Genomic DNA, 23991 nt, shown 5'->3' with positions numbered 1-23991 from the left:
TTTATTGACGGATCAATCAACAAAAATCCAGCCTGATTTGGTGGCAAAAGCCAGGTGCCGTGACCAGATACACAAGATCAAGCGATTGTGTGGTTCTGGCCTCTTCATGAAGTCGCTGGAACGGTTCATGCTTGAACAATGCTGAGGCGCTGCGACATCGCGTAGCCCGGGCCCGCAGGATGGAGATAACCATGACAGCATGCATCGTCGGCTGGGCGCATTCGCGTTTCGGCAAGCTCGAAGGCGAGACGCTGGAGGGCCTGATCACCAAGATGTCTAGCGAGGCGCTCGATCATGCCGGCATCGGTCCGGACGAGGTCGACGAGATCGTGCTTGGCCACTTCAACGCCGGCTTTTCCGCACAGGATTTCACCGCAAGCCTGGTCCTGCAGGCCGACGACCGGCTGCGCTTCAAGCCGGCGACCCGCGTCGAGAACGCTTGCGCCACCGGTTCGGCGGCGGTCAGGCAAGGCATCCGCGCCATCGACGCCAATGCCGCCCGTATCGTGCTGGTGGTCGGTGCCGAGCAGATGACGACGACATCAGGTCCAGAAATCGGCAAGAACCTTCTCAAGGCCTCTTATCTGCCCGAGGAGGGCGACACGCCGGCAGGCTTCGCCGGCGTTTTCGGCAAGATCGCCCAAGCCTATTTCCAGCGCTATGGCGACCAGTCGGACGCGCTGGCGATGATCGCCGCCAAGAACCACAAGAACGGCGTCGACAATCCCTATGCGCAGATGCGCAAGGATTTCGGCTATGAGTTCTGCCGGCATGAGAGCGAGAAGAACCCCTTCGTCGCTGGCCCTCTGAAACGCACCGACTGCTCGCTGGTTTCGGACGGCGCCGCCGCCCTGGTCCTTGCCGACACGGCGACTGCGTTGAAGATGCGCCGCGCCGTCGCCTTCCGCGCCAACGAGCATGTGCAGGATTTCCTGCCGATGTCGAAGCGCGACATCCTGGCGTTCGAAGGCTGCGAACAGGCCTGGGACCAGGCGCTGAAGAGGGCTGGTGTGACGCTCGATGATCTGTCCTTCGTCGAGACGCATGACTGCTTCACCATCGCCGAGCTGATCGAATATGAGGCGATGGGACTGGCGAAACCGGGCGAGGGCGCAAAACTGGCGCTGGACGGCGAGACGGCGAAGGATGGCCGGCTGCCGGTCAATCCGTCCGGCGGGCTCAAGGCCAAGGGGCATCCGATCGGCGCCACCGGCGTCTCCATGCATGTGTTGAGCGCCATGCAGCTCGTTGGCGAAGCCGGCGGCATCCAGGTGCCGGGCGCCAAGCTCGGCGGCATCTTCAATATGGGCGGTGCCGCGGTCGCCAACTACGTTTCCATTCTCGATCGGATCAGATAAAAGCGGCCCGCATTACAGCGCCGCGCGCCCTTCCGGGCGCGCAAAGAACGCTGTAACACTTTGATTTTACGCATGACTTTCGAGGTCATGCGTCAGCGGGGAAATCATGACGAATCCGGTTCTGGTCGAAGTTTTGCGCGGCACCGTGGTCGAGAGCGCGCATCGTGGCGCCATTGCGGTCTTCGATGCCGACGGCAGGCCGGTCTGGGAAATCGGCGATACGGCCCGCCCTGTGTTCCCACGCTCGGCGGTTAAGGCGATCCAGGCGCTGCCGCTGGTCGAAAGCGGCGCCGCCGATGCGTATGGTTTCGGCGACCGCGAACTGGCGCTAGCCTGCGCTTCGCATTCCGGCGAGCCGGCGCATGTCGAACTGGCGCGGGCGATGCTGGCGAAGGCCGGGCTGGACGAGGCGGCGCTGGAATGCGGCGCGCATTGGCCGTCGAACCATGATGCGACGGTTGCGCTGGCCAGCGCCGGTAACTTGCCGAACGCGCTGCACAACAATTGTTCTGGCAAGCATGCGGGCTTTCTCTGCACCTGCGTCCACTCCGGCATCGCCCATCGCGGCTATGTCAAATCAGGCCATGCCTCGCAGGAGATGGTTCGCGATGCGATGCAGGCGGTGACCGGTGCCGCCCATGATTTCGATCATTGCGGTACTGACGGCTGCTCGATCCCGACCTATGCCGTGCCGCTACGCAGCTTCGCGCTCGGCTTTGCCCGCATGGCGACCGGGGTCGGCTTTGAACCCGTGCGCGCCAAAGCCGCAAAGCGGCTGCTTTCCGCCTGCATGGCCGAACCCTTTCTGGTCGCCGGCACAGGCAGGGCCGATGTTGCGCTGATGGAGGCCGCACCCGGCCGGATTTTTGTCAAGGGAGGGGCCGAAGGCGTCTATTGCGCAGCCCTTCCGGAGCTTGGCCTTGGCATTGCGCTCAAATGCGATGATGGCGCTGGCCGCGCGGCTGAAGTCATGGTCGCGGCATGCATGGCCAGGCTTTTGCACGCCGACAAGGCACTGGCGGAGAAGCTGATCGAACAGGCAAATCCACCCATCCAAAGCCGGATCGGCGCCAAGGTCGGCGCACTCCGCCCCACTGCTGCACTGAGATCGGGCATTCAGCGCACATGATTGCGCTCGATGGTCAGATGCGCATAGCCGGCATTGCCTGATGAGGCGAGATCGCCGGTCACCGGCTCGGCCCAGCGATGGCCGACGATCGCGCCGTTTTGGGCGCCATCGATGACATTGTCGGAGATGATCGCCGTGCCGGCGCCCTCGACGGTGACGGCGATGCCGGTTCCAGCCTTGCGGATGATGTTTCCCGTGGCGACCACATTGCGCATGAATGGCCCCCAGCCGATGTGCATGCCGTAGAGCGGCGTATTTTCGACGACGTTGCCGAAGGCGGTCGTATCCGCTTCAACGTTGATACCGATGCCGAAACCGGGTGGATCGGCAGGGTAGGGGCCACTGGTCGAGAGGTTGCGGACGATGTTTCCCGAACACACGCCCATGCGGCCGCCTTCGTTGAAATTGACGATAGAGATGCCGTTGGCGGCACCGTCGACGATGTTGTTGCTGACGATCGCCCCCTCGAAGGAGAATTCGCAACAGAGCGCCGTTTCGCCCGACCGCGAGCAGGTGTTGCCGGTGATATGCAGATTGCTGGCGCTGTTGGCGCGGATCGCCGAAAACGCACAATCCGAGACGATGTTGCCCGAGATGACGACGTTGCCGGCGCGGAACGCATTGATGCCGTTGCCGTTCTGGCCGGTTCCGCCGCTACGCGCCTGAATGCGCTCGACGCGGTTGCCGCTGACGATGGTGCCGTCCTCGGCCGCTTGCCGGCGGTGCACGAGGATACCGCCATTGGCGCAGTCGGAAACGGTGTTGCCTGATACCTCCAGGCCGGCGGCTTCGACCGAATAGATGCCGGCGTCGGCCGCGCCTGATATTTCCGAGCGCTCGATGCGGCCCGAAGCATGCTCGAGCGCCAGGCCGTTCTTGCCGCTGCCGGTGATCTGGCAATTGTCGATGACGAGGTGAGCGACGCGGCGAAGGTCGAGCAGGCCTTTCGCGTAATCGCCCATCCAGCGGTTGGTGCCGTCGAATACCAATCCGGTGAATTCGATATGCTCGGCCTGTTCGGCCATAAGCAGGTGGCCGTTGCCGCCATAGACGATCCGCGATGCGCCCGGCACGCCGGAAAGTCTGATACGGCTGGGCAGCGAAAGGTTGGATACGACATAGGTTCCCGGCGGCAGGAACACCGGCATGTCGCGGTCGTTTGCCTCGCGCAGCAGCGTGGCGAAGGCCTCGCTCTGGTCGTCAAGCGCGCCGAGCTGCACGCCGAGGTCGGCAGCGTTGATCGAGCCGCGCATCGAGGCATTGTCGATGCCGGGCAGGCTGCCTGCCGCTGCCTTGCCGAGCGAGAGGCCCAGGACGGCAAAGCCGGCGGTTTGTGCGAGAAATTTTCGTCTGTTCAACATCGGCACAGAGTCCCAGCGTTCGGCCGTCGCGCCGCAGGAATCGTGCCAAACCGATCGGCCGATCGGGTTTGCCGGCAATAGCTTGTGGAGTCGCCGCGCGAGGCATAAGCTCAACCAATGAGCAGAGCCTTCACGCGCGAAGAGGATAGCGAAAACGCCATCGCCGGCATCGGCGAGCGGCCGATCAGTCCGCACCGCAATCTGGTGACGCAACGGGGCCTGGCGCTGATCGACGCCGAACTGGCTGTTCTGCGCGATGATCTGGCCCGAGCGGAAAAGAGGGCCGACCGCGAGCGCATCGCGCTCATCTCGCGCGACCTGCGCTACTGGACCGCGCGGCGTGAAAGCGCCGAGCTTTCCGTACCGGAACCGGGCAGCGACCTGGTTCGCTTCGGCATGGGCGTCACGCTGGAAGGCGATGACGGCAGGAAGGTGCACTGGAAGATCGTCGGCGAGGATGAGGCCGATCCGGCCAAGGGCACGATTTCCCATGTTTCACCGATGGCCCTGGCTTTGTTCGGCAAGAAGGTCGGCGAAATTGCCGTGGTGAACGGCAAGGAGTGGGAAATCGTCAAGCTCTCCGACAATTAGACCTCGATCTTCACGACATGGTCGCGGAAGAATGCCGCCGCCCCAGCCTCGTCGATCTCGCCGGCGGCGACACCCATGACGAATTCATAGATCGTGCCGTTGTCGGCCGTCAGCGTATAGCCGTTGACAATCAGGAACGCGCCGGCGGCGACGATGGCCGTGCGCCTGTTGCCGTCGACAAAGGGGCGATTTCTGGCGGTGCCGAAGATATAGGCCGCAGCCAGGTCCTCGATCGATGGATCACCATAGTTCGCCTTGTTCTCGGCTCGGGCGGGCGCCGATTCAAGAGCATTCTCGTCTCTTAAACCTTGTGCGCCGCCATGCCGGCGCAGCTGCTCCGCGTGCATCGCTTCCACGGCGCGCCGGCTCAGGAATTGCCAGCTCATTCGGCGAGCTTTCGAAGCGCCACTTTGTATTTGTCCATCACCTCGCGGGCAGCTTTCATTTGCCGCTCGAAGCTATCGTCCACCGGCTTCAGCGCAAGGCCATCACCGGTTTCAACGATTTGAAGCTGGTCGCCAGCCTTCAGGTTCAGACGATCGAGAAGCTCCCTCGGCAGGATGACGCCTTCGGAATTGCCGATCTTGCGGATTGTCGTGTTCATGGCGTTGCACCTTGGTTGCAACACCAATTATAACGAAACCCGCCCTCGTTACAACATATATTATAACGGCTCATCCAACCTGCAACAGCCGGTCCATCAGCCGGTCGGCGGCCTCGGGGATGACCGTGCCCGGCGGGAAGATCTCCGCGGCCCCCGCCTGCATCACAGCATCGTAATCCTGCGGCGGGATAACGCCGCCGACGACGATCAATATGCCGTCGCGTCCGAGCTTCTTCAGCGCGTCCTTGAGTTCGGGAATGAGCGTCAAATGTCCCGCCGCCAGCGACGAGGCGCCGATGATATGCACGTCGTGCTCGACCGCGAGCCTGGCGATCTCGTCCGGCGTCTGGAACATCGGTCCGACGGTCACGTCGAAGCCGAGATCGGCAAAGGCCGTGGCGATGACCTTCTGGCCGCGATCGTGGCCGTCCTGCCCCATCTTAGCGACGAGAATGCGCGGCTTGCCGCCGGACTTCTCCTCGAACGCCACGATCTTGTCCTGCAGCCGGTCGACCACCGGATTGTCGCCGAGCGCCTTGCGATAGACGCCGGAGATCGTCTGGACCGAAGCGACATGGCGGCCGAAGACCTTTTCCAGAGCCAGCGAAATCTCGCCGACCGTGGCGTTGGCGCGCGCGGCGCGAATGGCGAACTCCAGCAGATTTTCGCCGCTCTCCGCAGCGCGGCTCAGCGCACTCAGTGCGCTCTCGACAGCAGCGACGTCGCGCGTGCCTTTCAGCCGTTGCAGTTTCGACAATTGACGGGCTCTGACTTCGGCGTTGTCGATTTTCAGCACGTCGACTTTGATGTCCGTCTCCGGACGATAGGCGTTGACGCCGACCAGTATCTGCTCGCCGGAATCGATCCGCGCCTGCGTGCGCGCGGCGGCCTCTTCGATGCGCAGCTTCGGTATGTTTTTTTCGGTTGCGGCGGCCATCCCGCCCAGGCTCTCGACCTCTTCGATATGGGCAAGCGCGCGCGCCGCCAGGTCATGCGTCAGCCGTTCGAGATAGGCGGAGCCTCCCCATGGATCGATGATGCGGGTGGTACCGGATTCCTTTTGCAGGATGAGCTGCGTGTTGCGGGCGATACGAGCCGAATGGTCGGTCGGCAGCGCCATCGCCTCGTCGAAGGCGTTGGTGTGCAGCGATTGCGTATGACCCTGCGTCGCCGCCATCGCCTCGATCATGGTGCGGATGATGTTGTTGTAGGGGTCCTGCGCCGTCAGCGACCAGCCCGAAGTCTGGCAATGGGTGCGCAGTGACAGCGAGCGCTCGTCCTTCGGCAAGAAGTTCTTCAGCATCAGGTTCGACCACAAAAGGCGGGCTGCCCTTAGCTTGGCGACCTCCATGAAGAAGTTCATGCCGATCGCCCAGAAGAAGGAAAGGCGCGGCGCAAAACGGTCGATATCGAGACCCGCCGCGACACCGGCGCGGGCATATTCGATGCCGTCGGCGATCGTGTAGGCGAGCTCGAGGTCGGCGGTCGCACCTGCCTCTTGCATGTGATAGCCGGAGATCGAAATCGAATTGAACTTCGGCATGTGCTGCGACGTGTAGGAGAAGATGTCCGACACTATCCGCATCGAAGGCTTTGGCGGATAGATGTAGGTGTTGCGCACCATGAACTCTTTCAGGATGTCGTTCTGAATGGTTCCGGCGAGGTCCTTCTGCGCAACGCCCTGTTCTTCCGCCGCCACGATGTAGAGCGCCATGATCGGCAGCACCGCGCCATTCATGGTCATCGACACCGTCATCTCGTCAAGTGGTATGCCGTCGAAGAGCTGGCGCATGTCGAGGATGGAATCGATGGCGACGCCGGCCATGCCGACATCGCCGGCAACACGCGGATGATCGCTGTCGTAGCCGCGATGCGTGGCGAGGTCGAAAGCGACCGACAGTCCCTTCTGGCCGGCTGCAAGGTTGCGCCGGTAAAAGGCATTCGACTCTTCCGCCGTCGAGAAGCCGGCATATTGCCGGATCGTCCACGGCTGCTGGACATACATGGTCGGGTAGGGGCCGCGCACGAATGGCGGCAGGCCCGGATAGGTGTCGAGATGCGGTAACCCCTGGAGGTCGCCCTGGTTGTACAGATGCTTGATGGCCAACCCTTCCGGGGTCATCCGCTGGCCCTTGGCCTCGATCGGCGCCCGGCGCGGCGCCGACCAGCCGATCTGGCTGAAATCCGGGATCATGGCGCTGCTCCGATCGATTGATCGAGGCGGATCGGAAACAGCGGCTCGCATACCGCTACGCCCTCGGTGACGGCAGGCCGCCGCTCCGCCGCCAGCGTTTCGACCGGACGTTCGGTCTTCGACGGGTGAAGCGTCGTGCCGATGATGGCCCGATCGCCCGCCTGATAGGCAGCATTGCGGCGGGCGGCGGCCGCCTGAACCCGTTTCTGGATGTGTCCTTGCTGCAGGCTGGACAGCACGCCGCCTTCCGCCTCGATCCGCTGGAATTCTTCCCACGCCGCTTCGCAGAGTTCGGCGGTCAGCGCTTCAACCGCGCCCGAACCGCAAGCAGAGTCGGCGACATGATCGATATGGCTTTCGCTGGCCATGATCAGTTGCGTATTGCGGGCGACACGGCGGGCAAAGCCCGCCGGCAGGCCGTGCGCGATCGTATGCGGCAGGATGGAGATCGAATCCGCCCCGCCGGCTGCCGCGGCAAAACCGGCGATCGCAGTACGCAGGATGTTCGTCTCCGGGTCCGCCGAAGTCATCATGCGGAAGGACGTCTCGGCATGGATGTTGGCGGTGGAGGCGGCGATCGAGCATGCCTCCTGAACACGTGCCCACAGCCTGCGCAAAGCCCTGACCTTGGCCATCGACACGAATTGATCCTGGTCGACGCTCAGCGCAAAGCCGATATGGGGCGCCGCATAGACGAGCGGCTGGCGCGCCTCATCGAACATCCGGAGATAGGAGACCGCCGAAGCCATCATGGCGCCCAGCTCCTGCGCTTCGGTGGCGCCGGCATTGTGGAAGACGCGTCCGCCTGCCTCCAGCAGAACCCCGGGAACGCCCATCGAGAAAAAATGTGCCAGGGACTGCGGCATCGATGCCTGCAGGGCCTCGATCGACATCCGCAAGCGGCCGGTTCCGGCAAAGATCGCCGCCGGATCGATACCGAAGGAAAGGTTGAGTTTTGCCGGGTCCGACCGGCGCTTGCTCAAGAACGCAACCAGCCAGTCGGCCACGGCGCGGCTCCAGGGATGCGCGTCGATGCGGACCTGGATGCGATTGAGCGGCACGCCGTCGAGCACGGTCTCCAGCGCCTCGGCAGTCCTCGGCAGGCCGTAGCCGAACGCATTCGGCGCGCCTTCGAAGACAAGCGACAATCCGGTGGCGCCCTGTGCGACGTCTTCCAGGGCCTGGGCTTTGGCGCGGCCGACATCGGGGTCGTCGATACGCTGGCTGACGATCCACGGCGATCTGGGATTTGCCCGCGCGAGAGGCTCTGCGGTGACCGAACGATCATAGAGCGGCTCGATACGGATGCCATCGTCCGTATGGGATACGAGCTTTTCCTCGAAGGATTCGCCGGCCAAGGCTTTTTCCGCAAGGGCCAGCCACCGCTGCCGGTCAGGGTTCGGAAGTTTGGCATCGTGGTTCAAGGCACCGGCGCCCATCCGCTCTCCTCGTCTTCTCGGCCGATAGGCCTGGAACGTCAGTCTACGGTTCCCCGTCCCATATCACAATGCAACACGCGTCCTGCGACGGTGAACCGTCAACCGATTGCCAAACATGCGTAAAATCCGCAAGCTCCAAAAAGCCCAATTTCGACCATGGCCATTGTCGCTGCGCAATGGCGTCATTATACCTGCGGCGAGCCCCATTACTTTCAATAGACCAGGGCGTTCAACACTTCAGGTTTGCGGAGACCGGACACATGGCTGACGACACCAGTATTTTCATAGGAGCCAGCCGAAAGCCTGATGACAGCTACCAGCGCGCCGAAAATCTGCTGCTTCAGTATGGCAATCGTCACGGCCTGGTCACCGGTGCGACCGGTACTGGCAAGACCGTGACCTTGCAGATTCTGGCGGAAGGTTTCTCCAATGCCGGCGTGCCGGTCTTCTGCGCCGACATCAAGGGCGATCTGTCCGGTATCGCCATGATGGGCACGGCACAGGATTTTCTGGTCAAGCGCGCCGAGCAGGTCAAGCTCGATCCTTATGATTTCCAGGAATTTCCGGTCATCTTCTGGGATTTGTTCGGCGAGCAGGGCCATCCGATCCGCGCAACCGTCTCGGAAATGGGGCCGCTGCTTCTGTCGCGCCTGATGAACCTGTCCGAGGCGCAGGAAGGCATCATGAACATCGCCTTCCGCATCGCCGACGAAGAGGGCCTGTTGCTGCTGGACCTGAAGGACCTGCAAGCGCTTCTTGCCAACATCGCCGAACGCGCCGAAGAAATCGGCGCTCGCTACGGCAATGTCACAAAACCCTCGGTCGGCGCGATCCAGCGCACGCTGCTGGTCCTGGAGCAGCAGGGAGCGACGAACTTCTTCGGCGAGCCGGCGCTACGGATCGCCGACATCATGCGCACCACCCGCGACGGCCGCGGCGCGATCAGCGTGCTGGCCGCCGACAAGCTGATGATGAATCCCCGGCTCTATGCGACATTCCTGTTGTGGCTGATGTCGGAACTGTTCGAGGAGCTTCCCGAAGTCGGCGATCCCGACAAGCCGAAGCTGGTCTTCTTCTTCGACGAGGCGCACCTTCTGTTCGATGACGCGCCGAAGGTGCTGGTCGACCGCGTCGAACAGGTGGTCCGCCTGATCCGCTCGAAAGGCGTCGGCGTTTACTTCGTCACCCAGAATCCGCTGGATATCCCCGAAACGGTTCTAGCCCAGCTCGGCAACCGCGTGCAGCACGCCCTGCGCGCCTACACGCCACGGGAGCAGAAGGCCGTGAGGACCGCCGCCGAGACGTTCAGGCCCAATCCCGATTTCGACTGTGCAACCGTGATCACGCAGCTCGGCACCGGCGAGGCGCTGGTCTCGACGCTGGAAGCCAAAGGTGTTCCGTCGATGGTCCAGCGGACGCTAGTTCGCCCGCCGTCGTCGCGACTTGGCCCGATCACGCCTGACGAGCGCCGTACGCTGATCACCGAGAGCCCGGTCGCGGGACAGTACGATCAGACCGTCGATCGCGAATCGGCTTTCGAGATGCTGCAGAAAAAAGCCAAGGATGCGCTGGACGCGGAGGCGCAGCAGCAGGAGAGCGGCGGCTCACGCTGGACCATTCCAGGCTTCGGCAATGACGATCCCGCCCACCAGCCCACCGGCGGCAGGCGAGCACCGGCGCCGCGAGCGTCAAATCGCCAGACGGTGGCGGAGGCGGCGATCAAATCGGTGGTTCGCTCGGTCGGTTCATCCGTCGGACGGGCAATCGTGCGCGGCATCCTCGGCAGCCTGGCAAGGGGGCGGCGCTGAAAGTACCGCATCGGACCAAAGTGGGCACCGGTTTTGCGAGAATCCGACTGCTCAGGGAAAAGCATCGGACCGGAAAGTTGCGGCGCCGAAAGTCCACCGCTCCAGCGCTTTCGACCAGCTCAGAAAATCGAGTCCGAGATCGTTCTTGCCGGGCCGAGCAGGATCGATCCTTCCGGGACGCCCGCATCGATCGGAATGGCTTTGCGGTCTGCCGTGGCAACCAGCTCCTGACCGACACCGGCGGTAACGACCACCGGCGTCTTGTTGGGCACGCGGTCGTAGAGATCGATGATGTCCTGATTTATCAAGCGAACGCAGCCGGATGATACCGATTTGCCTATGGAGAACCACTCCGGCGAACCGTGCAGGCGGTAAAGCGTGTCCTCGTTGCCCTCGAACAGATACAGCGCCCGCGCGCCGAGCGGATTCGTCAGCCCGCCGGGCATGCCGCCATTCTCGGCGCTGTATTTTGCGAGCTCGGGCTGGCGGGCGATCATTTCGGCCGGCGGGGTCCATTTCGGCCACTTCTGCTTCCACTGGACGACGGCATCGCCAGACCATTCGAAACCGGCGCGACCCAGCCCGACGCCGTAACGAATGGCTTTTCCGCCCGAACGCACGAGATAGAGGTGGTGGCCAGCCGTATCGACGACAATGGTGCCGGGCCGTTGGCCGGTCGGATCGGGAACGATCTGACGCAGAAATTGCTCGTCGATTTTCTCGAACGGTATGCCCGGGAGCTCGAACCCACCGTCGCTGACCGGAGCGTACATTGTTGCATAGTCCAGGAGCGGCGGCTCGACGTTGGCTGGCGGCGGCGGCTCGACCGGCTGCCCTCCCACCGTGGTGCAGGCGGAAACCGCAATCGAGGCGGCGCCGAGTGCAGCGGCGTTGAGAAAGCCGCGACGGCTCAGGCGATAGGACTCGATTTCGGTTGTGAACATGGTTGCCTTTTTTTAGGTCTCAAATCGAAACAAACATCAATACGCCGATCAGTACGGCGCCAGCCCTACCAATGCCCGGCGCGATAGGCGGTTCCGATTCTGGCCTGAGGGTGGACAAACAAAGGCAAAGCTGTGACGGTTCCGCCCCTGTTGCGCCGAGGCAACAGGCCTACAGCGCCGCGCGTCCATTTGGATGCGTAAAGGACGCTGTAGCACCCTTAATTTGCGCATGATCCTTTGCAAATCGATTCCGATTTTTGGGGTCATGTGTCAGCCTCCGGCCAGCAAGCCTTCGAGCGAGGGCAGGATCAGGGCCGGCGGAAAATCCCGATATTCCTCGGGCTGGTCGGAGCGGTTGATCCAGACTGTCCGGAAACCGAATTTGGTGGCGCCGGCGACGTCCCAGCGGTTGGATGACTGAAACGACACCGCATCCGGATAGAGGCGCCAGCCTGTCGTGACCATGTCGTAGACCGACGGATCGGCCTTGAAGCGCTTGACGGCATCGACGGAATAGATGTCGTCAAGAAACTGGTCGAGCGCGGCCGATTTGACCGCCGCCTCCAGCATTTCAGGCGAGCCGTTGGAGAGGATCGCCAGCTTGGCGCCAGACCCCTTGAGCGCCTTGAGCACGGCCGGCACCTCCGGATAGCAGTCGAGCCGCCAATAGGCGTCGAGCAGCTTGGCCCTGAGCCCCTTGTCCGCCGAGGGAACCTTGCGCAGCGCGAAATCGAGCGCCTGCTCGGTGAGTTGCCAGAAATCGGCGTAGGCGCCCATCAGCGTCCTGACCCAGGAATATTCCAGCTGCTTGGCGCGCCATATCTCCGACAGGAGCTGGCCATCCGGCCCGATCTGGTCGGCATGACGGCGCACGGCGGCATGGACATCGAACAGCGTGCCGTAAGCGTCGAAAACGTAAGCCGCGTGGTGCATGGTGACAGTTTTGCGGCGAGGCAAGGCTAGGCGCAAGCACAGATTGCAGTTCACATAGCGCTGGCCTCAACAAATCTCAGCGATCCCCGTTGACGGCAGACGCCAAAGCATCTTCCAATGGCGACACAGGACAGTCTGGAACGGACACCAAGCGATGACACTGGCGACTGCGGCGCAATCCGCGACATGGACCTTTGTGGATGGCGACTGGTACGAAGGCAACGTCGCCATCCTAGGGCCGCGCAGTCATGCCATGTGGCTCGGCACCAGCGTGTTCGACGGTGCCCGCTGGTTCGAGGGCGTCGCCCCCGACCTCGACCGCCACGCCGCGAGGGTAAACGCTTCGGCGATCGCGCTTGGTCTCAAACCATCCATGAGCGCCGAAAAGATCGTCGGGCTGACCTGGGACGGGCTGAAGAAGTTCGACGGCAAGACGGCGGTCTACATAAGGCCGATGTACTGGGCCGAGCATGGTGGCTATATGGGCGTGCCGGCCGATCCGGCCTCGACCCGTTTCTGCCTTTGCCTCTATGAATCGCCGATGATCCCACCGTCGGGCTTTTCGGTCACCGTCTCGCCGTTCCGGCGTCCGACCATCGAAACCATGCCGACCAACGCCAAGGCCGGCTGCCTTTATCCCAACAACGGTCGTGCCATCCTCGAAGCCAAGATGCGCGGCTTCGACAATGCCTTGGTGCTCGACATGCTTGGCAATGTCGCCGAGACCGGAACCTCGAACATTTTCCTGGTCAAAGACGGCCATGTCCTGACGCCGGCGCCGAACGGCACGTTCCTGTCCGGCATAACCCGCTCGCGGACGATGATGCTGCTTGACGAGTATGGGTTCAAGACCACCGAAAAGACGCTGTCGGTGCGCGATTTCCTCGAAGCGGACGAGATATTCTCGACGGGAAACCATTCGAAGGTCGTGCCGGTCACCCGCATCGAGGATCGAAATCTTCAGCCCGGGCCTGTAGCCAAGAAGGCGCGCGAACTCTACTGGGATTGGGCGCATTCGACTTCGACCGGCTGACTGGCGAAAAAGCGAACCGGCGCTTCATTCCGGAGTTGCTCCATATCAATCCAGACCTATGTTAGTCCAGTATTGCACCGGATTTTTCCACGAGGAGTACGACCGATGGCTTTTGAACTGCCCGCCTTGCCCTATGACTACGAGGCTTTGCAGCCTTACATGTCGAAGGAGACGCTGGAGTATCACCACGACAAGCACCACAAGGCCTATGTCGACAACGGCAACAAGCTTGCTGCCGAAGCCGGGCTCGGCGATTTGTCGGTCGAAGAGGTTGTGAAACAGTCCTTCGGCAAGAACCCCGGGCTCTTCAACAATGCCGGCCAGCATTACAACCACATCCATTTCTGGAAGTGGATGAAGAAGGGCGGCGGCGGCAACAAATTGCCGGGCGCGCTGCAAAAGGCGTTCGACAGCGACCTCGGCGGCTATGACAAGTTCAAGGCCGACTTCATCGCCGCCGGAACCACTCAGTTCGGTTCGGGCTGGGCCTGGGTTTCGGTCAAGGACGGCAAGCTGGCGATCTCGAAGACGCCGAACGGCGAGAACCCGCTGGTCCATGGCGCGACGCCGATCCTGGGCGTCGATGTCTGGGAGCACTCCTATTACATCGACTATCGCAACGCCCGGCCGAAATATCTCGAAGCCTTCGTCGACAGTCTCATCAACTGGGACCATGTCCTCGAGCTCTACGAAAAGGCATAGGCCTAACTGAGTTGCAAGAAAGCCCCGGCAAAACCGGGGCTTTCTTTTTGGCTCAAGGGATCGGCCGCCCTTTTCCAGCACAGAACGATCGTCGCGAAAATTCACACAAGCGTGAGGCGAATTTCCGGAATTTTTAAGCCAATTTTGCCGTTATCGATCAGTCGGACCTTCACCCGAAACATCTTCACCATGGAGCCAATTGAATGAGAAAGCTTATCCTCGCCATCTCGATGCTCGCCTTCGCCGGTTCGGCGGCATTCGCCGATCCGATCCAGGACCGCCAGGCCCTAATGAAGGAACGTGGAAAGATCGCCGGCCAATTGTCGAAAGTGGTCAAGGGCGAGACCCCTTATGACGCCGCGGCCGTGCTGGTGGCGTTGAAGGCGCTGCAGGCGAATGCCGAGAAATTCCATGCAAACGTCGAGACCCTTTTCCCGGCTGGCAGCGAAACCGGCGACACCACCGCTGCCCCCAAGATCTGGGAGGATATGGCCGGCTTCAAGACGGTTGAGGAAAAATATCTCGCCGACGTCAAGGCGGCGGCGGCCGCCGCCCCTGCCGACGTTGATGCCTTGAAGGCGGGGTTCAACACCATAGGCGGCGATTGTGGCACCTGCCACCAAACATACAGGATAAAGAAGGGCTGATAGCGGGCGATGCGCCGGCTGAAAAAACTCGTCGGCGCCGCCCTCCTACTGGGCGCCGCCGGCGCTGTCGCCGGCTGGTTCCAGTCGGCGCCGGTCAGGCTCGACACTGAGACCCTGGCGCAACTCGGCCCCGGCGATGCCGCCAGGGGCAAGCGCGTTTTTAAAGCCGGAGGCTGCACATCGTGTCATGCGAAGCCAGGCTCACAAGGCGATGCCCGACTTCAACTGGCAGGCGGTCTCGAACTCAAGACGCCGTTCGGCACCTTCGTGCCACCGAACATCTCGCAGGATGCCAAGGACGGTATCGGCGCCTGGTCGGTCGAAGACCTCGCCAACGCAATGATGAAGGGGGTGTCGCCGAGCGGCGAGCATTTCTATCCGGCGTTTCCTTATGCATCCTACGCGCGCATGAAGCCGGCCGACATTGCCGATCTCCATGCCTTCCTGAAAACGCTTCCGGCGGTCGCCGGCAAGGCGCCGCCCAATTCATTGGGATTCCCGTTCAATATCCGTCGCGGCGTCGGGCTCTGGAAGCGTCTCTATTTGAGTGACAAGCCGGTGGTTTCCTTCCCCGATGGCACGCCGGATCCGGTGATGGCCGGCCGCTACCTGGTCGAAGGGCCGGGCCATTGCGGCGAATGCCACACGCCGCGTGATTTTGCTGGCGGCACCAGGAAGAGCGAGTGGCTGTCCGGAGCCACTGCTGCCGAAGGCAGCGGCATCGTGCCGAACATTACTTCGGGTGAAGGCGGGCTCAGTGACTGGTCGGAGGCCGACATAGCCTACTTTCTCGAAACCGGCTTCACGCCGGATTTCGATTCCGTCGGTGGCGCCATGGTCGACGTGCAGAGAAACATGGCCGAACTGACGCCCGAGGACCGGGCGGCAATATCAGCCTATCTGAAGGCCATACCGCCGCATCCCAATGGCTATCCGGCGCGCAAGTAGCCTTCGAGCTGACGCGAAAACCGGACGGGATGGCGGCGCGTCAGCGGTCGCCGAGGAAATCGAAGCCGGCTTCGAAGAAATGATTGTAGTCGCAGGTCATCTCCTCGCCGGGCGCTATGTCACGCAACGCATATGTCTCCTCGGGTGTGGCGACGTCGCAATTCGGGTCATCGGCATGGTTCATGTAGCGCGCGTCGTCGGCTTCGAAAACGATGTAGTTCGGGTCGCGCCGGTCGGGGTAGGAATAGCGATCGAGATAGGCTTTAACCGACCCGGTTTCGCGCTCATAGACCTCGACGGGGATACGCCGGTCGTAATTGGGATCGAGCTTCCAGACCAGTGTGCCCCGTGGGATGTGGTTCTTGGCAAAGACACCGATGCCCTGGATGGGCGATTTGTCGAGATAGACGTCGACGAGCAACATGGCAGACCCTTGACTTGACTGGATGATTTTGGCGGCGCGGCTGCGAAAAGCCGCGCATTGGGTAGCGCGCGGCCATCGCAATTGCGAGCGGAAAATCAGCCAGGCCATGACCCGAAATCGGAATCGATTCCCCGTTGGGGATCGTGCGCAAGATCAAGCTCCTACAGCGCCCTTTGCGCGTCCAAAAGGGTGGGCGGCGCGGTGGTGGAAAGGTCGGCCCTGCCCGCCACCTTCAGTGCAAACGCATATGTGAAGGCGATTTCCTCGAGCCTGGAAAACCGGCCGGATGCGCCGGCATGGCCGGAGTCCATGTTGATCTTGAACAGCACCGGATTGTCGCCGGTCTTGCGGTCGCGCAGCCGCGCTACCCATTTGGCCGGCTCCCAATAGGTGACACGCGGGTCGGTGAGACCGGCAAGCGCCAGGATCGGCGGGTAGTCGAGCGCCCCGACATTGTCATAGGGCGAGTAGGCGGCGATCGTCCGGTAGTCTTCCGCCGAAGCGATCGGGTTGCCCCATTCAGGCCATTCCGGCGGCGTCAGCGGCAAGGTCGCGTCGAGCATGGTGGTCAGCACGTCGACGAACGGAACCTCGGCGACGATGCCGCCGAAGCATTCCGGCGCTATGTTGGCGATCGCGCCCATCAGCATGCCGCCGGCCGAGCCGCCCTGTGCGACGATGCGATCATGAGCGGTGTAGCGCTCGGCGACGAGGTGGTGTGCGACCGCGATGAAATCGGTGAACGTGTTCATCTTGTGCGCCCGCTTGCCGTCGTCGTACCAGCCATAGCCCTTGTCCTTGCCGCCGCGGACATGGGCAATCGCGTAGACGAAGCCGCGGTCGACCAGCGAAAACAAATTGGTGTTGAAGGCGGCCGGGACCGTGATGCCGTAGGAGCCGTAGCCGTAAAGCAGGCAAGGCGCTGATCCGTCGAGCGGCGTGTCGCGATGGTGGATGAGCGAGATCGGCACCAGTTCGCCGTCGGCTGCGGGCGCCATCAGCCGCCGGGTCACGTAATGCTCCGGGTCGTGACCGGACGGAACTTCCTGGGTCTTCAGCAGCACGCGCTTGCGGGTCCGCATGTTGTAGTCGAAGACCTGCGCCGGCGTTGTCATGGACGAGTAGGAAAAGCGCATGATCTCGGTGTAGTATTCATAGGATCCCGACAGGCCGAGCGAGAAGGCTTCCTCGTCGAAGGAGATGAGGTGTTCCTCGCCGCTCTTGCGGTCACGCACGACGATGCGCGGCAGGCCTTCCTTGCGTTCAAGCCTGACCATATGGTCCTTGAAGCCGATCACCGAAAGGATCAGCCGGCCCGCTTCGTGCGGCACCAACTCCTGCCAGTTGGCGCGCACCGGGTCGCTCGCCGGCGCCGTCATGATCTTGAAATCCTTGGCGCCGTCGGCGTTGGTGAGAATGAAGAAGATATCGCCGCCTTCTTCGAGATCGTATTGCAGGCCGGTCTCGCGCGGCGAAACCAGCTTCGGTTCGGCGAATGGCTCGCTGGCGCTCATGATGCGGTATTCCGAGGTCTCGTGGTCGTTGATGCCGACCATGATCCATTCGTTGGAGCGCGTGCCGCCGACATTCATGAAGAAGCCCGGATCGGTTTCTTCGTAGATCAGCCGGTCGTTCTCAGGACTGTCGCCAAGGGCATGGAACAGCACCTTGGAAGGACGGTGGTTGGGATCGAGGCGGGTGTAGAAAAATCCGTCATTTCCGGCATCCCACACGCCGCCGCCACCTGTGTCCGGGATCCTGTCCGGCAACTCCTTGCCGCTGGTAAGATCGCGCACACGAAGCGTGAAGAATTCGGAGCCCTTATCGTCGAACGCCCACAGGAGCTTGCCGTGATCGGCCGAATGGTCGACGCCGCCGAGACGGAAATAGGCTTTGCCCTCGGCCTCGAGATCGCCGTCGAGCAGGATCTGCTGCTCGCCGCCATCGCGCGGCGTGCGGAAATAACGTGGCTGCTCGCCGCCAAGCTTGAAAGATGACCCATAGGCGTAGGGCCCATCCTTCATCGGCACGGAAGAATCGTCTTCCTTGATGCGGCCCCTCATCTCCTTGAAAAGCTGCTTCCGCAACTGGGCGGTGTCGGCCATCAACGCCGCCTGATAGGCGTTCTCACCCTCGAGATGGGCGCGGATCTGGCTGTCGAGCAGGGACGGATCCCTGAACATCTCTTGCCAGTTGTCGGCTCTCAGCCAGGCATAGTCGTCCGTCCGGCTTACCCCATGATGGAGATCGAAGACAGGTCGCTTCTCGGGTTGCGGCGGGCTGACAGTCGGAAATGCTGGGGTTCGGGTCATTGCGTCTCGCTGTGGAAGTTACTTGAATGGCGAATGAACACGCCGATCAGTGCAGGTTCAAGGGCTGGACAATATGTTTGCGCCGGGCCCCAGAAGATGAGCCGGAGGAGAGGGAAAAATGAAATTCCGTTTTCACGTTGCTGCGGCTTCCGCCGTCGCTTCGACAGTTTTGGCCTTTACCGGCCAATCTCATGCAACCGTGTTCGCAGCTTGGCAAGTGACCAACGTTCCGTTTTGCGACACGCTCAACGTGCGCAAGTATCCGGCGGGATCGTCCCTGAAGCAGGCCGCCTATCCCAACGGTGCCGTTTTGCAGATGACCGGGAAATGCACAGGCGGCATAAACCTGCTCGACATCGCCAAGCAGCCGCGCTACAGCGCCGCGCGTCCTCTGGACGCGCAAAGGACGCTGTAGCACCTTTGAATCTGCGCATGATCCTTTCCGAAAATCGATTCCGATTTTCGGGGTCATGCGCTTGAAGCAGGAACAGAAGATCCGCTATCGCTGGTGCGAAGTCTGGCATGATCCGGCACAGAACGGCAATTTCGTAACCGGCTGGGTCTACGGAAAATACATCACCCCACATTGATGGATCACTGCCGGTCCGCGGTGCTGATTTCCGGCTTGCTTGCAACAGCAAATCGCAACCTATGGTTTTGCGGACTCTGAAAACAACCAGCTAGCCTGCGCCACAACCAAGCATAGCCAAGCATTGAGATTTTTTTTACTGGCTCTCATGGATGTAACGGCAACTCGACCGGGCGTCCGCCGCTGCTGGTCTGCCCAGAAAATATCGCAAAGTTACAGAGTGCACGAAAGGTTGAAGCTGATCGTCGAATATTTTATTGCCATCGATGAATACAGCGCAAGAAGCGAATTGACTTACTTGGTTTAGTGGCTCATTAGGATGCTGCGACGCGAATCGCAGAGGCTCTTTCCTGCAAAAATTTCGCGCGATGCCCGACCTGTCAAAAATAGGGCGCAGATAGAAACAACTCACGTTGGGGCCAGGAAGCCATGGATATTATCGAAACACCTTCCAGAAATAGTGATGCGCTGATCGAATTGACGGCCGACGTCGTAGCCGCCTATGTCAGCAACAATCCGGTGCCGGTCGGCGAACTGCCGAGCCTCATCGCCGATGTCCATGCCGCCCTCGGGCGCGTGGGCGGGGCCAGTGAACAGCCTCCTGCCGACAAGCAGAAGCCGGCAGTAAACCCGAAACGCTCCGTCCATGACGACTACATCGTATGTCTTGAAGACGGCAAGAAGTTCAAGTCGCTGAAGCGTCACTTGATGACCCACTACGGTCTGACGCCGGACGAGTATCGTGAAAAATGGGGCCTGGACGCAAGCTACCCGATGGTTGCTCCCAACTATGCTGCCGCCCGCTCCCAACTCGCCAAGAAAATGGGTCTCGGCCGCAAGCGCAAGGGGCGCTGATATCGGCTCTTCCCAACGTGGGTTGAACGATCAACGGCGCCTCCGGGCGCCGTTTTGGTTTCGGAGCATTGCTGGAGCAGCCGATATGCGTTGCGTCATGTGCGGGCTCTCCGTCATGCGGGGCAATCGCGCGGCCTAATCAGGCGGTCTGCCTCAACGCCGCCTCGGCGTCGCGTTTGATGCGCTTGACCATGGAACGAAGACCATTGGCGCGTTGCGGCGACAGGTGCTCGTCGAGGCCAAGTGCCCTCAGCGTGGCTTCCGCGTCGGTTTTCTGGATCTCGCTGGCAGGTCGTCTGGAAAACAGCGCCAGCATGATAGCGACAAGGCCGCGCACGATATGGGCGTCCGAATCACCGGCGAAGGTGACGACTGGGTCGGGACCCGGTCCATATTCGGTGGTCAGCCAGACCTGGCTGACGCAGCCGGGCACCTTGTTGGCAGGGTTGCGTTCCTCATCGGGAAACGGCGGCAGGGCCTCGCCCAGTTCGATCACATAGCGATAGCGGTCTTCCCACTCGTCAAGCAGGGAGAAGTCGTCGCGGATCGTTTGGATCGTCGTGGTCATCACCTCGGATATAGTCATCCGGCGACGCCGCGTCACGGAAAAAGAGGAAAACACCATAGGCGACGACGGGCGGACGGCCTATGGTGCAGTGACAGATGCGCTAAAAATATCTTAGTTTTTCGCCGGCAGATCGATTTTCGCCGGCAAGTCGATTTTCGCGGGCAACACGATGTCTTCGGGCACGCTGCCGGTCATTGTCGCCGTGTCTGGTTCGCCGGTCCTGTCGTCCAACATGGCGGCCGCGATCTTGGCGGTCTCCTTGGCCCGGGCGGTGATCGTGTGCATTGCGGACTTGCCGGTCTCGCAGACATCGGGCCTGCGCTCGCATATGCCGGCAATGTCGCCGACGGCTTCGCGTGCCGCAAACAACGCCTGGATCGGCCCGACGCTTTGGTGGCCCGTCTCGTCGGAGCCGACATTCAGCGGCAGTGCCAGAAGCACCAGCGAAAACCAGAAAGCCATTTTGATCAGAAAGCCCATCTGTATGCCCTCATCTGTGACCGGATCATGCATTCGTGCGGCATGACCCCTTATGGGTACGATAGTGGCATAGACGCGCAAAGGACGGCTTGCCCGGTCAGCGAAAATTTTCCTCAAATTTTAGGCAAATTCGAAACGAAGCATTTTGCAATGGATTTGTCTCAAATCCAGCCGATTTTCTTCACTTGAGGTTAACCATCCATCTAATTGTTTTCCGTAGTGATTTCCCCGAAACGCAGCGTGCCGGTGGCGACTGTCGGAGGCGAAAGGGCGGTTCGCCCGGATAACGCTCCATTTACTATGGCTGCAATTGCCAAGGTTTTGACGCGCCGGCCTCCCAATATTTGTCTCAGGCCGGGCATTGATCGGTTCCTGCCTTATCCATTCCTTAAACGCTGGATGCGAGTTTCAGATCAACAAAAGCAATCCTGCGAAGCAGGGCAGTTCACGACCAGGTGCGAGTGCGTTGAGTTGAGTTCGATAAGGGCCAGATACGTTGAGTTGCCCGGCGCTATGGCAGCCGGTTGCGAACGTATGGTTCATCCGTCGATCCTCGGACAGAACGACCGCCGGTGCCAGCGCCGGTTTATCGGTGTCATGCTGGCCGCTCCGTTCTTTGCGGCAGGCGCAGCGGTCACGCTGGTCACCTCGGGCATGGGCGCGGCCGTGACCATGGCTGCGATCTTTGCGACTTTCGGCCTCTGCTGGTTTGCCGCCTTGCTGGTGGCGGCATCGGGCAAGATGGCGTTCGCCGGCCAGGTCGCCCTGGTGATGGGCAGTCTTGCTCTTGCCGGTGTCATTGCCGCGGCGGACGGTCTGGCCTCGCCGGTCGCCATGCTTGTCGTGGCGCTGCCGTTCGAAGCCTGGTGGATCGGGGCGTCTCGTCGCGCCGCACTCTGGGGCGCCATAGCTGCATTTGTCGCTATCCTGCTGCAGGCTTTTGCCGGTTCAGTTTTCCCGTTCAGCCCGGCGGAAATCACCGCTTGGCATTGGCTGCTGCCGCTGGGTTGGACGCTCACCGTCGTTCCGCGCGTCGCGAGACTTGGCAATCCGGCCGGCGCGCGGCTTGATCCGGCGACCGACGATCGGCTCGAAAACATCATTGACGCCGTTGTCCTGCGGGCCGGCAGGCATGGCGAGGTTCTGGATGCGTCGGCAAAGGCGCGCACGATCCTGAAGCTGCAGCCGGAACTGCTGTCCGGTAGCGGCCTGTTCGACCGCATCCATCTGTCCGATCGCGTCGCATACCTCAGCGCGCTGGCCGATATGCGCGATGGCGCGTCGGCGCGTCGGCTCGATCTTCGCGTCCGACTGCCGCAAAACGGCAACGGCCCAATGGCGGACAATTACCGGCCGTTTTCCCTTGAGCTGATGCGGGCGGAGCAGGAGGACGTCTTCGCGCTCGTCCTGCGCGAGAACGACGAACTCGTCGGCTTGCGCGAAGAGCTTGCCGCTGCGAAAGAGGCGGCCGCGTCTGCCGAAGTGGCGAAGGGACGGTTTCTGGCGGTCGTCAGCCACGAGCTTCGCACGCCGTTGAACGCCATCATCGGTTTTTCCGACATGCTGCTGCATGAGATGTTCGGCACCTTCAAGGATCCGCGCCAGAAGGAATATGTCGGCCTGGTCAAGGAGTCCGGCCAGCATTTGCTTGCCGTCGTCACCTCAATACTCGACGTGTCGAGGATCGAAGCCGGCGCCTATGCAACCGAGCCGGAACCGTTCCGTTTCGTGGAAGCGGTCGAAATGTGCCAGTCGATGATGCGCTTGCAGGCCGAGGCAAAGAACATCGATCTGCAGGCTCAGATCGCACCGGATGCCGGCGAGATAAACGCCGATCGTCGTGCCGTGCAGCAGATACTCATCAACCTAGTCTCCAATGCCATCAAATTCACGCCCGATGGCGGCGATGTCGTCGTCGGCGCCAAGCGGATCGGCTCGCGACTGCATTTCTGGGTCAGGGACACCGGCATCGGCATCGCCGAGGAAGACTTTGCCAATCTCGGCAAGCCGTTCATGCAGATCCAGAACGACTATACGCGCCGCTTCGAGGGAACCGGGCTCGGCCTGTCACTGGTGAAGGGCCTGGTGGCGCTGCACGAGGGCACGATGTCGATCGAAAGCATGCCGGGCGAGGGCACCACGGTCACGATCAGCTTGCCGGTGAACGGACCGAAGGGACGTTCGACGGACAAGCCCGGCGTGCTGCCAATGCCTGCGGCGAAGGCGGAGACGAAAGGGGACAGGCATGGCTCGCTCCGCAAAACAGCCTAAGACGGTCAAGCGCCGCGGCGATGCCTTCCAGGGTGGCGCGGTCGCGGTCGGCAGCCTGATCTCGCGCAATCCGGTTCTGGTCGGCGGTTCGACCGCCTTCCTGGTGACGCTGTTGTACGTCTCGGCGAACGCCCTGTGGTATCAGCCTTTTCCTCATGCCGGCGCGTTTTTCGCGACCAGGAGCATAGAGAACTTTCCTCAAGCAGGCGCCGACGAGCCCGAAACCACTATCAACATCGTGCGGCCGGGCTTGGCCCCGATCAAGAGCGATCCGGTCGTCGAGCAGATCCAGGGCATATTGAAGGACCTGGATTTCTATTCCGGCACGGTCGACGGCATTTCTGGCCCCAACACGCGTAAGGCCATACAAGCCTATCAGCAGAAGGTCGGGCTCAACGCTTCCGGTGAGATCGACAGCGTTCTGCTCGATCAACTGGGCGCCACGCCAACCGCCTCGACGGTCGTGCCGCATCCGGCACCTCGTCCGGACGACCTGGCCGCGATTCCCGTCTCCGCTTCGGCGCCGGCAGATGCGCCGGCGCAGGCACCCGACGCCCGTATCATCAAGATCCAGGCTGGGTTGAAGGCATTCGGCAATGACGATATGCAACTCGACGGCGTGGTCGGGGCCCGCACCAAGGCAGCGATCAGGGAGTTCCAGTCGCTGTTCGGGCTGCCTGAGACCGGCGAGCCCGACGAGGTCGTTTACGTCAAGATGCGCGAGATCGGCCTGACCAACTGATGGGCGGAGGCGCGCGGTTCTGGTTTCACCCAAACGCAAAGCGCTCTAAGTACCGTCCG

At 61.8% G+C, this 23991-nt stretch carries 23 protein-coding genes; 12 read left to right on the top strand and 11 right to left on the bottom strand.

All coding sequences use genetic code 11. The features are described from left to right. Positions 1 to 191 precede the first annotated feature (191 nt). Together BQ8482_RS20235 and BQ8482_RS20230 are read left to right on the top strand one after the other, a co-directional pair. Positions 192 to 1358, top strand: coding sequence for an acetyl-CoA acetyltransferase (locus tag BQ8482_RS20235; RefSeq protein WP_123149282.1), 1167 nt, complete (start codon positions 192 to 194; stop codon positions 1356 to 1358). Positions 1359 to 1464: 106 nt separating this feature from the next. Further along, a complete protein-coding gene (locus tag BQ8482_RS20230) occupies positions 1465 to 2487 on the top strand; it encodes an asparaginase (RefSeq protein ID WP_123149231.1) in 1023 nt (340 codons plus the stop codon). On the opposite strand, the gene BQ8482_RS20225 is transcribed toward BQ8482_RS20230, so the two are convergent. Beyond that, positions 2475 to 3848: a TIGR03808 family TAT-translocated repetitive protein gene (locus tag BQ8482_RS20225; protein ID WP_123149281.1), complete on the bottom strand. Its 1374-nt coding sequence runs from the start codon at positions 3846 to 3848 to the stop codon at positions 2475 to 2477. The genes BQ8482_RS20230 and BQ8482_RS20225 overlap by 13 nt on opposite strands. Before the next feature lie 117 nt (positions 3849 to 3965). Here BQ8482_RS20225 and greA point away from each other — a divergent pair, with 117 nt between their 5' ends. Further along, positions 3966 to 4439, top strand: coding sequence for a transcription elongation factor GreA (gene greA / locus BQ8482_RS20220; protein ID WP_123149230.1), 474 nt, complete (start codon positions 3966 to 3968; stop codon positions 4437 to 4439). Here greA and BQ8482_RS20215 read toward each other — a convergent pair. The 4 genes from BQ8482_RS20215 to BQ8482_RS20200 form a co-directional block, all read right to left on the bottom strand. Further along, positions 4436 to 4825 (bottom strand): type II toxin-antitoxin system death-on-curing family toxin, encoded by a 390-nt coding sequence (locus BQ8482_RS20215; RefSeq protein ID WP_123149229.1) that lies wholly within the window; start codon positions 4823 to 4825, stop codon positions 4436 to 4438. The genes greA and BQ8482_RS20215 overlap by 4 nt on opposite strands. Continuing rightward, a complete protein-coding gene (locus BQ8482_RS20210; RefSeq protein ID WP_123149228.1) occupies positions 4822 to 5043 on the bottom strand; it encodes an AbrB/MazE/SpoVT family DNA-binding domain-containing protein in 222 nt (73 codons plus the stop codon). The genes BQ8482_RS20215 and BQ8482_RS20210 overlap by 4 nt, the downstream gene beginning before the upstream one ends. A gap of 70 nt (positions 5044 to 5113) precedes the next feature. Further along, positions 5114 to 7237 (bottom strand): methylmalonyl-CoA mutase, encoded by a 2124-nt coding sequence (scpA, locus tag BQ8482_RS20205; protein WP_123149227.1) that lies wholly within the window; start codon positions 7235 to 7237, stop codon positions 5114 to 5116. Next, positions 7234 to 8676, bottom strand: coding sequence for a methylmalonyl-CoA mutase subunit beta (locus BQ8482_RS20200; RefSeq protein ID WP_123149226.1), 1443 nt, complete (start codon positions 8674 to 8676; stop codon positions 7234 to 7236). The genes scpA and BQ8482_RS20200 overlap by 4 nt, the downstream gene beginning before the upstream one ends. A 260-nt stretch (positions 8677 to 8936) precedes the next feature. Between BQ8482_RS20200 and BQ8482_RS20195 the strand changes: the two genes are divergently transcribed. Next, positions 8937 to 10484, top strand: a complete 1548-nt coding sequence (locus BQ8482_RS20195) for a helicase HerA-like C-terminal domain-containing protein (protein ID WP_123149225.1) — start codon at positions 8937 to 8939, stop codon at positions 10482 to 10484. A 119-nt stretch (positions 10485 to 10603) separates the two neighbouring features. Here the strand turns inward: BQ8482_RS20195 and BQ8482_RS20190 are convergent, their stop codons facing one another. Both BQ8482_RS20190 and BQ8482_RS20185 read right to left on the bottom strand, forming a co-directional pair. Beyond that, positions 10604 to 11428: a L,D-transpeptidase gene (locus BQ8482_RS20190; RefSeq protein ID WP_123149224.1), complete on the bottom strand. Its 825-nt coding sequence runs from the start codon at positions 11426 to 11428 to the stop codon at positions 10604 to 10606. A 270-nt stretch (positions 11429 to 11698) separates the two neighbouring features. Next, positions 11699 to 12361, bottom strand: coding sequence for a haloacid dehalogenase type II (locus BQ8482_RS20185; RefSeq protein WP_123149223.1), 663 nt, complete (start codon positions 12359 to 12361; stop codon positions 11699 to 11701). 154 nt (positions 12362 to 12515) lie between these two features. Between BQ8482_RS20185 and BQ8482_RS20180 the strand changes: the two genes are divergently transcribed. The 4 genes from BQ8482_RS20180 (at position 12516) to BQ8482_RS20165 (ending at position 15691) form a co-directional block, all read left to right on the top strand. After that, the gene (locus tag BQ8482_RS20180; RefSeq protein ID WP_123149222.1) at positions 12516 to 13394 is read left to right on the top strand and encodes a branched-chain amino acid aminotransferase; all 879 of its coding nucleotides are present in this window, start codon (positions 12516 to 12518) and stop codon (positions 13392 to 13394) included. Between the two features lie 105 nt (positions 13395 to 13499). Further along, positions 13500 to 14096: a superoxide dismutase gene (locus BQ8482_RS20175; RefSeq protein ID WP_029354634.1), complete on the top strand. Its 597-nt coding sequence runs from the start codon at positions 13500 to 13502 to the stop codon at positions 14094 to 14096. 203 nt (positions 14097 to 14299) lie between these two features. Next, a complete protein-coding gene (locus BQ8482_RS20170) occupies positions 14300 to 14743 on the top strand; it encodes a c-type cytochrome (protein ID WP_123149221.1) in 444 nt (147 codons plus the stop codon). A 9-nt stretch (positions 14744 to 14752) separates the two neighbouring features. Continuing rightward, positions 14753 to 15691 carry a cytochrome c gene (locus BQ8482_RS20165; RefSeq protein WP_123149220.1) on the top strand — a complete coding sequence of 313 codons (939 nt, stop codon included), beginning with the start codon at positions 14753 to 14755 and terminating at the stop codon, positions 15689 to 15691. Between the two features lie 40 nt (positions 15692 to 15731). Here the strand turns inward: BQ8482_RS20165 and BQ8482_RS20160 are convergent, their stop codons facing one another. Together BQ8482_RS20160 and BQ8482_RS20155 are read right to left on the bottom strand one after the other, a co-directional pair. Next, positions 15732 to 16115, bottom strand: a complete 384-nt coding sequence (locus tag BQ8482_RS20160; RefSeq protein ID WP_123149280.1) for an SET domain-containing protein — start codon at positions 16113 to 16115, stop codon at positions 15732 to 15734. Positions 16116 to 16276: 161 nt separating this feature from the next. Continuing rightward, positions 16277 to 18427: a S9 family peptidase gene (locus BQ8482_RS20155; protein ID WP_123149219.1), complete on the bottom strand. Its 2151-nt coding sequence runs from the start codon at positions 18425 to 18427 to the stop codon at positions 16277 to 16279. Positions 18428 to 18545: 118 nt separating this feature from the next. Between BQ8482_RS20155 and BQ8482_RS20150 the strand changes: the two genes are divergently transcribed. Together BQ8482_RS20150 and BQ8482_RS20135 are read left to right on the top strand one after the other, a co-directional pair. Next, positions 18546 to 18842 (top strand): SH3 domain-containing protein, encoded by a 297-nt coding sequence (locus tag BQ8482_RS20150; protein ID WP_244602892.1) that lies wholly within the window; start codon positions 18546 to 18548, stop codon positions 18840 to 18842. Positions 18843 to 19445: 603 nt separating this feature from the next. Continuing rightward, complete coding sequence (locus BQ8482_RS20135) at positions 19446 to 19871, top strand: Ros/MucR family transcriptional regulator (protein WP_023800837.1); 426 nt, start codon at positions 19446 to 19448, stop codon at positions 19869 to 19871. A 139-nt stretch (positions 19872 to 20010) separates the two neighbouring features. Here the strand turns inward: BQ8482_RS20135 and BQ8482_RS20130 are convergent, their stop codons facing one another. Next, a complete protein-coding gene (locus BQ8482_RS20130; protein WP_123149279.1) occupies positions 20011 to 20439 on the bottom strand; it encodes a SufE family protein in 429 nt (142 codons plus the stop codon). Between the two features lie 111 nt (positions 20440 to 20550). Continuing rightward, entirely contained in the window at positions 20551 to 20919 is a 369-nt protein-coding gene (locus tag BQ8482_RS20125) for a DUF5330 domain-containing protein (protein ID WP_123149217.1), read from the bottom strand. Between the two features lie 534 nt (positions 20920 to 21453). On the opposite strand from BQ8482_RS20125, the gene BQ8482_RS20120 reads away from it, so the two are divergent. Together BQ8482_RS20120 and BQ8482_RS20115 are read left to right on the top strand one after the other, a co-directional pair. Beyond that, entirely contained in the window at positions 21454 to 23190 is a 1737-nt protein-coding gene (locus tag BQ8482_RS20120; RefSeq protein ID WP_123149216.1) for a PAS domain-containing sensor histidine kinase, read from the top strand. Then, the gene (locus tag BQ8482_RS20115; RefSeq protein WP_123149215.1) at positions 23165 to 23932 is read left to right on the top strand and encodes a peptidoglycan-binding domain-containing protein; all 768 of its coding nucleotides are present in this window, start codon (positions 23165 to 23167) and stop codon (positions 23930 to 23932) included. The genes BQ8482_RS20120 and BQ8482_RS20115 overlap by 26 nt, the downstream gene beginning before the upstream one ends. Positions 23933 to 23991 lie beyond the last annotated feature (59 nt).

The sequence above is a fragment of the Mesorhizobium delmotii genome (assembly GCF_900149755.1).
GTDB classification, from domain to species: Bacteria; Pseudomonadota; Alphaproteobacteria; order Rhizobiales; family Rhizobiaceae; genus Mesorhizobium; species Mesorhizobium delmotii.
This window is presented reverse-complemented; position numbering and strand designations above follow the sequence as displayed.

What these genes read in the sequence shown, in the direction of transcription:
- BQ8482_RS20235 (WP_123149282.1), top strand. Translation starts at nt 192, where the DNA reads ATGACAGCATGCATCGTCGGCTGGGCGCATTCGCGTTTCGGCAAGCTC.
- BQ8482_RS20230 (WP_123149231.1), top strand. Translation starts at nt 1,465, where the DNA reads ATGACGAATCCGGTTCTGGTCGAAGTTTTGCGCGGCACCGTGGTCGAG.
- BQ8482_RS20225 (WP_123149281.1), bottom strand. Translation starts at nt 3,848, where the DNA reads ATGTTGAACAGACGAAAATTTCTCGCACAAACCGCCGGCTTTGCCGTC.
- greA (WP_123149230.1), top strand. Translation starts at nt 3,966, where the DNA reads ATGAGCAGAGCCTTCACGCGCGAAGAGGATAGCGAAAACGCCATCGCC.
- BQ8482_RS20215 (WP_123149229.1), bottom strand. Translation starts at nt 4,825, where the DNA reads ATGAGCTGGCAATTCCTGAGCCGGCGCGCCGTGGAAGCGATGCACGCG.
- BQ8482_RS20210 (WP_123149228.1), bottom strand. Translation starts at nt 5,043, where the DNA reads ATGAACACGACAATCCGCAAGATCGGCAATTCCGAAGGCGTCATCCTG.
- scpA (WP_123149227.1), bottom strand. Translation starts at nt 7,237, where the DNA reads ATGATCCCGGATTTCAGCCAGATCGGCTGGTCGGCGCCGCGCCGGGCG.
- BQ8482_RS20200 (WP_123149226.1), bottom strand. Translation starts at nt 8,676, where the DNA reads ATGGGCGCCGGTGCCTTGAACCACGATGCCAAACTTCCGAACCCTGAC.
- BQ8482_RS20195 (WP_123149225.1), top strand. Translation starts at nt 8,937, where the DNA reads ATGGCTGACGACACCAGTATTTTCATAGGAGCCAGCCGAAAGCCTGAT.
- BQ8482_RS20190 (WP_123149224.1), bottom strand. Translation starts at nt 11,428, where the DNA reads ATGTTCACAACCGAAATCGAGTCCTATCGCCTGAGCCGTCGCGGCTTT.
- BQ8482_RS20185 (WP_123149223.1), bottom strand. Translation starts at nt 12,361, where the DNA reads ATGCACCACGCGGCTTACGTTTTCGACGCTTACGGCACGCTGTTCGAT.
- BQ8482_RS20180 (WP_123149222.1), top strand. Translation starts at nt 12,516, where the DNA reads ATGACACTGGCGACTGCGGCGCAATCCGCGACATGGACCTTTGTGGAT.
- BQ8482_RS20175 (WP_029354634.1), top strand. Translation starts at nt 13,500, where the DNA reads ATGGCTTTTGAACTGCCCGCCTTGCCCTATGACTACGAGGCTTTGCAG.
- BQ8482_RS20170 (WP_123149221.1), top strand. Translation starts at nt 14,300, where the DNA reads ATGAGAAAGCTTATCCTCGCCATCTCGATGCTCGCCTTCGCCGGTTCG.
- BQ8482_RS20165 (WP_123149220.1), top strand. Translation starts at nt 14,753, where the DNA reads ATGCGCCGGCTGAAAAAACTCGTCGGCGCCGCCCTCCTACTGGGCGCC.
- BQ8482_RS20160 (WP_123149280.1), bottom strand. Translation starts at nt 16,115, where the DNA reads ATGTTGCTCGTCGACGTCTATCTCGACAAATCGCCCATCCAGGGCATC.
- BQ8482_RS20155 (WP_123149219.1), bottom strand. Translation starts at nt 18,427, where the DNA reads ATGACCCGAACCCCAGCATTTCCGACTGTCAGCCCGCCGCAACCCGAG.
- BQ8482_RS20150 (WP_244602892.1), top strand. Translation starts at nt 18,546, where the DNA reads ATGAAATTCCGTTTTCACGTTGCTGCGGCTTCCGCCGTCGCTTCGACA.
- BQ8482_RS20135 (WP_023800837.1), top strand. Translation starts at nt 19,446, where the DNA reads ATGGATATTATCGAAACACCTTCCAGAAATAGTGATGCGCTGATCGAA.
- BQ8482_RS20130 (WP_123149279.1), bottom strand. Translation starts at nt 20,439, where the DNA reads ATGACCACGACGATCCAAACGATCCGCGACGACTTCTCCCTGCTTGAC.
- BQ8482_RS20125 (WP_123149217.1), bottom strand. Translation starts at nt 20,919, where the DNA reads ATGGGCTTTCTGATCAAAATGGCTTTCTGGTTTTCGCTGGTGCTTCTG.
- BQ8482_RS20120 (WP_123149216.1), top strand. Translation starts at nt 21,454, where the DNA reads ATGGTTCATCCGTCGATCCTCGGACAGAACGACCGCCGGTGCCAGCGC.
- BQ8482_RS20115 (WP_123149215.1), top strand. Translation starts at nt 23,165, where the DNA reads ATGGCTCGCTCCGCAAAACAGCCTAAGACGGTCAAGCGCCGCGGCGAT.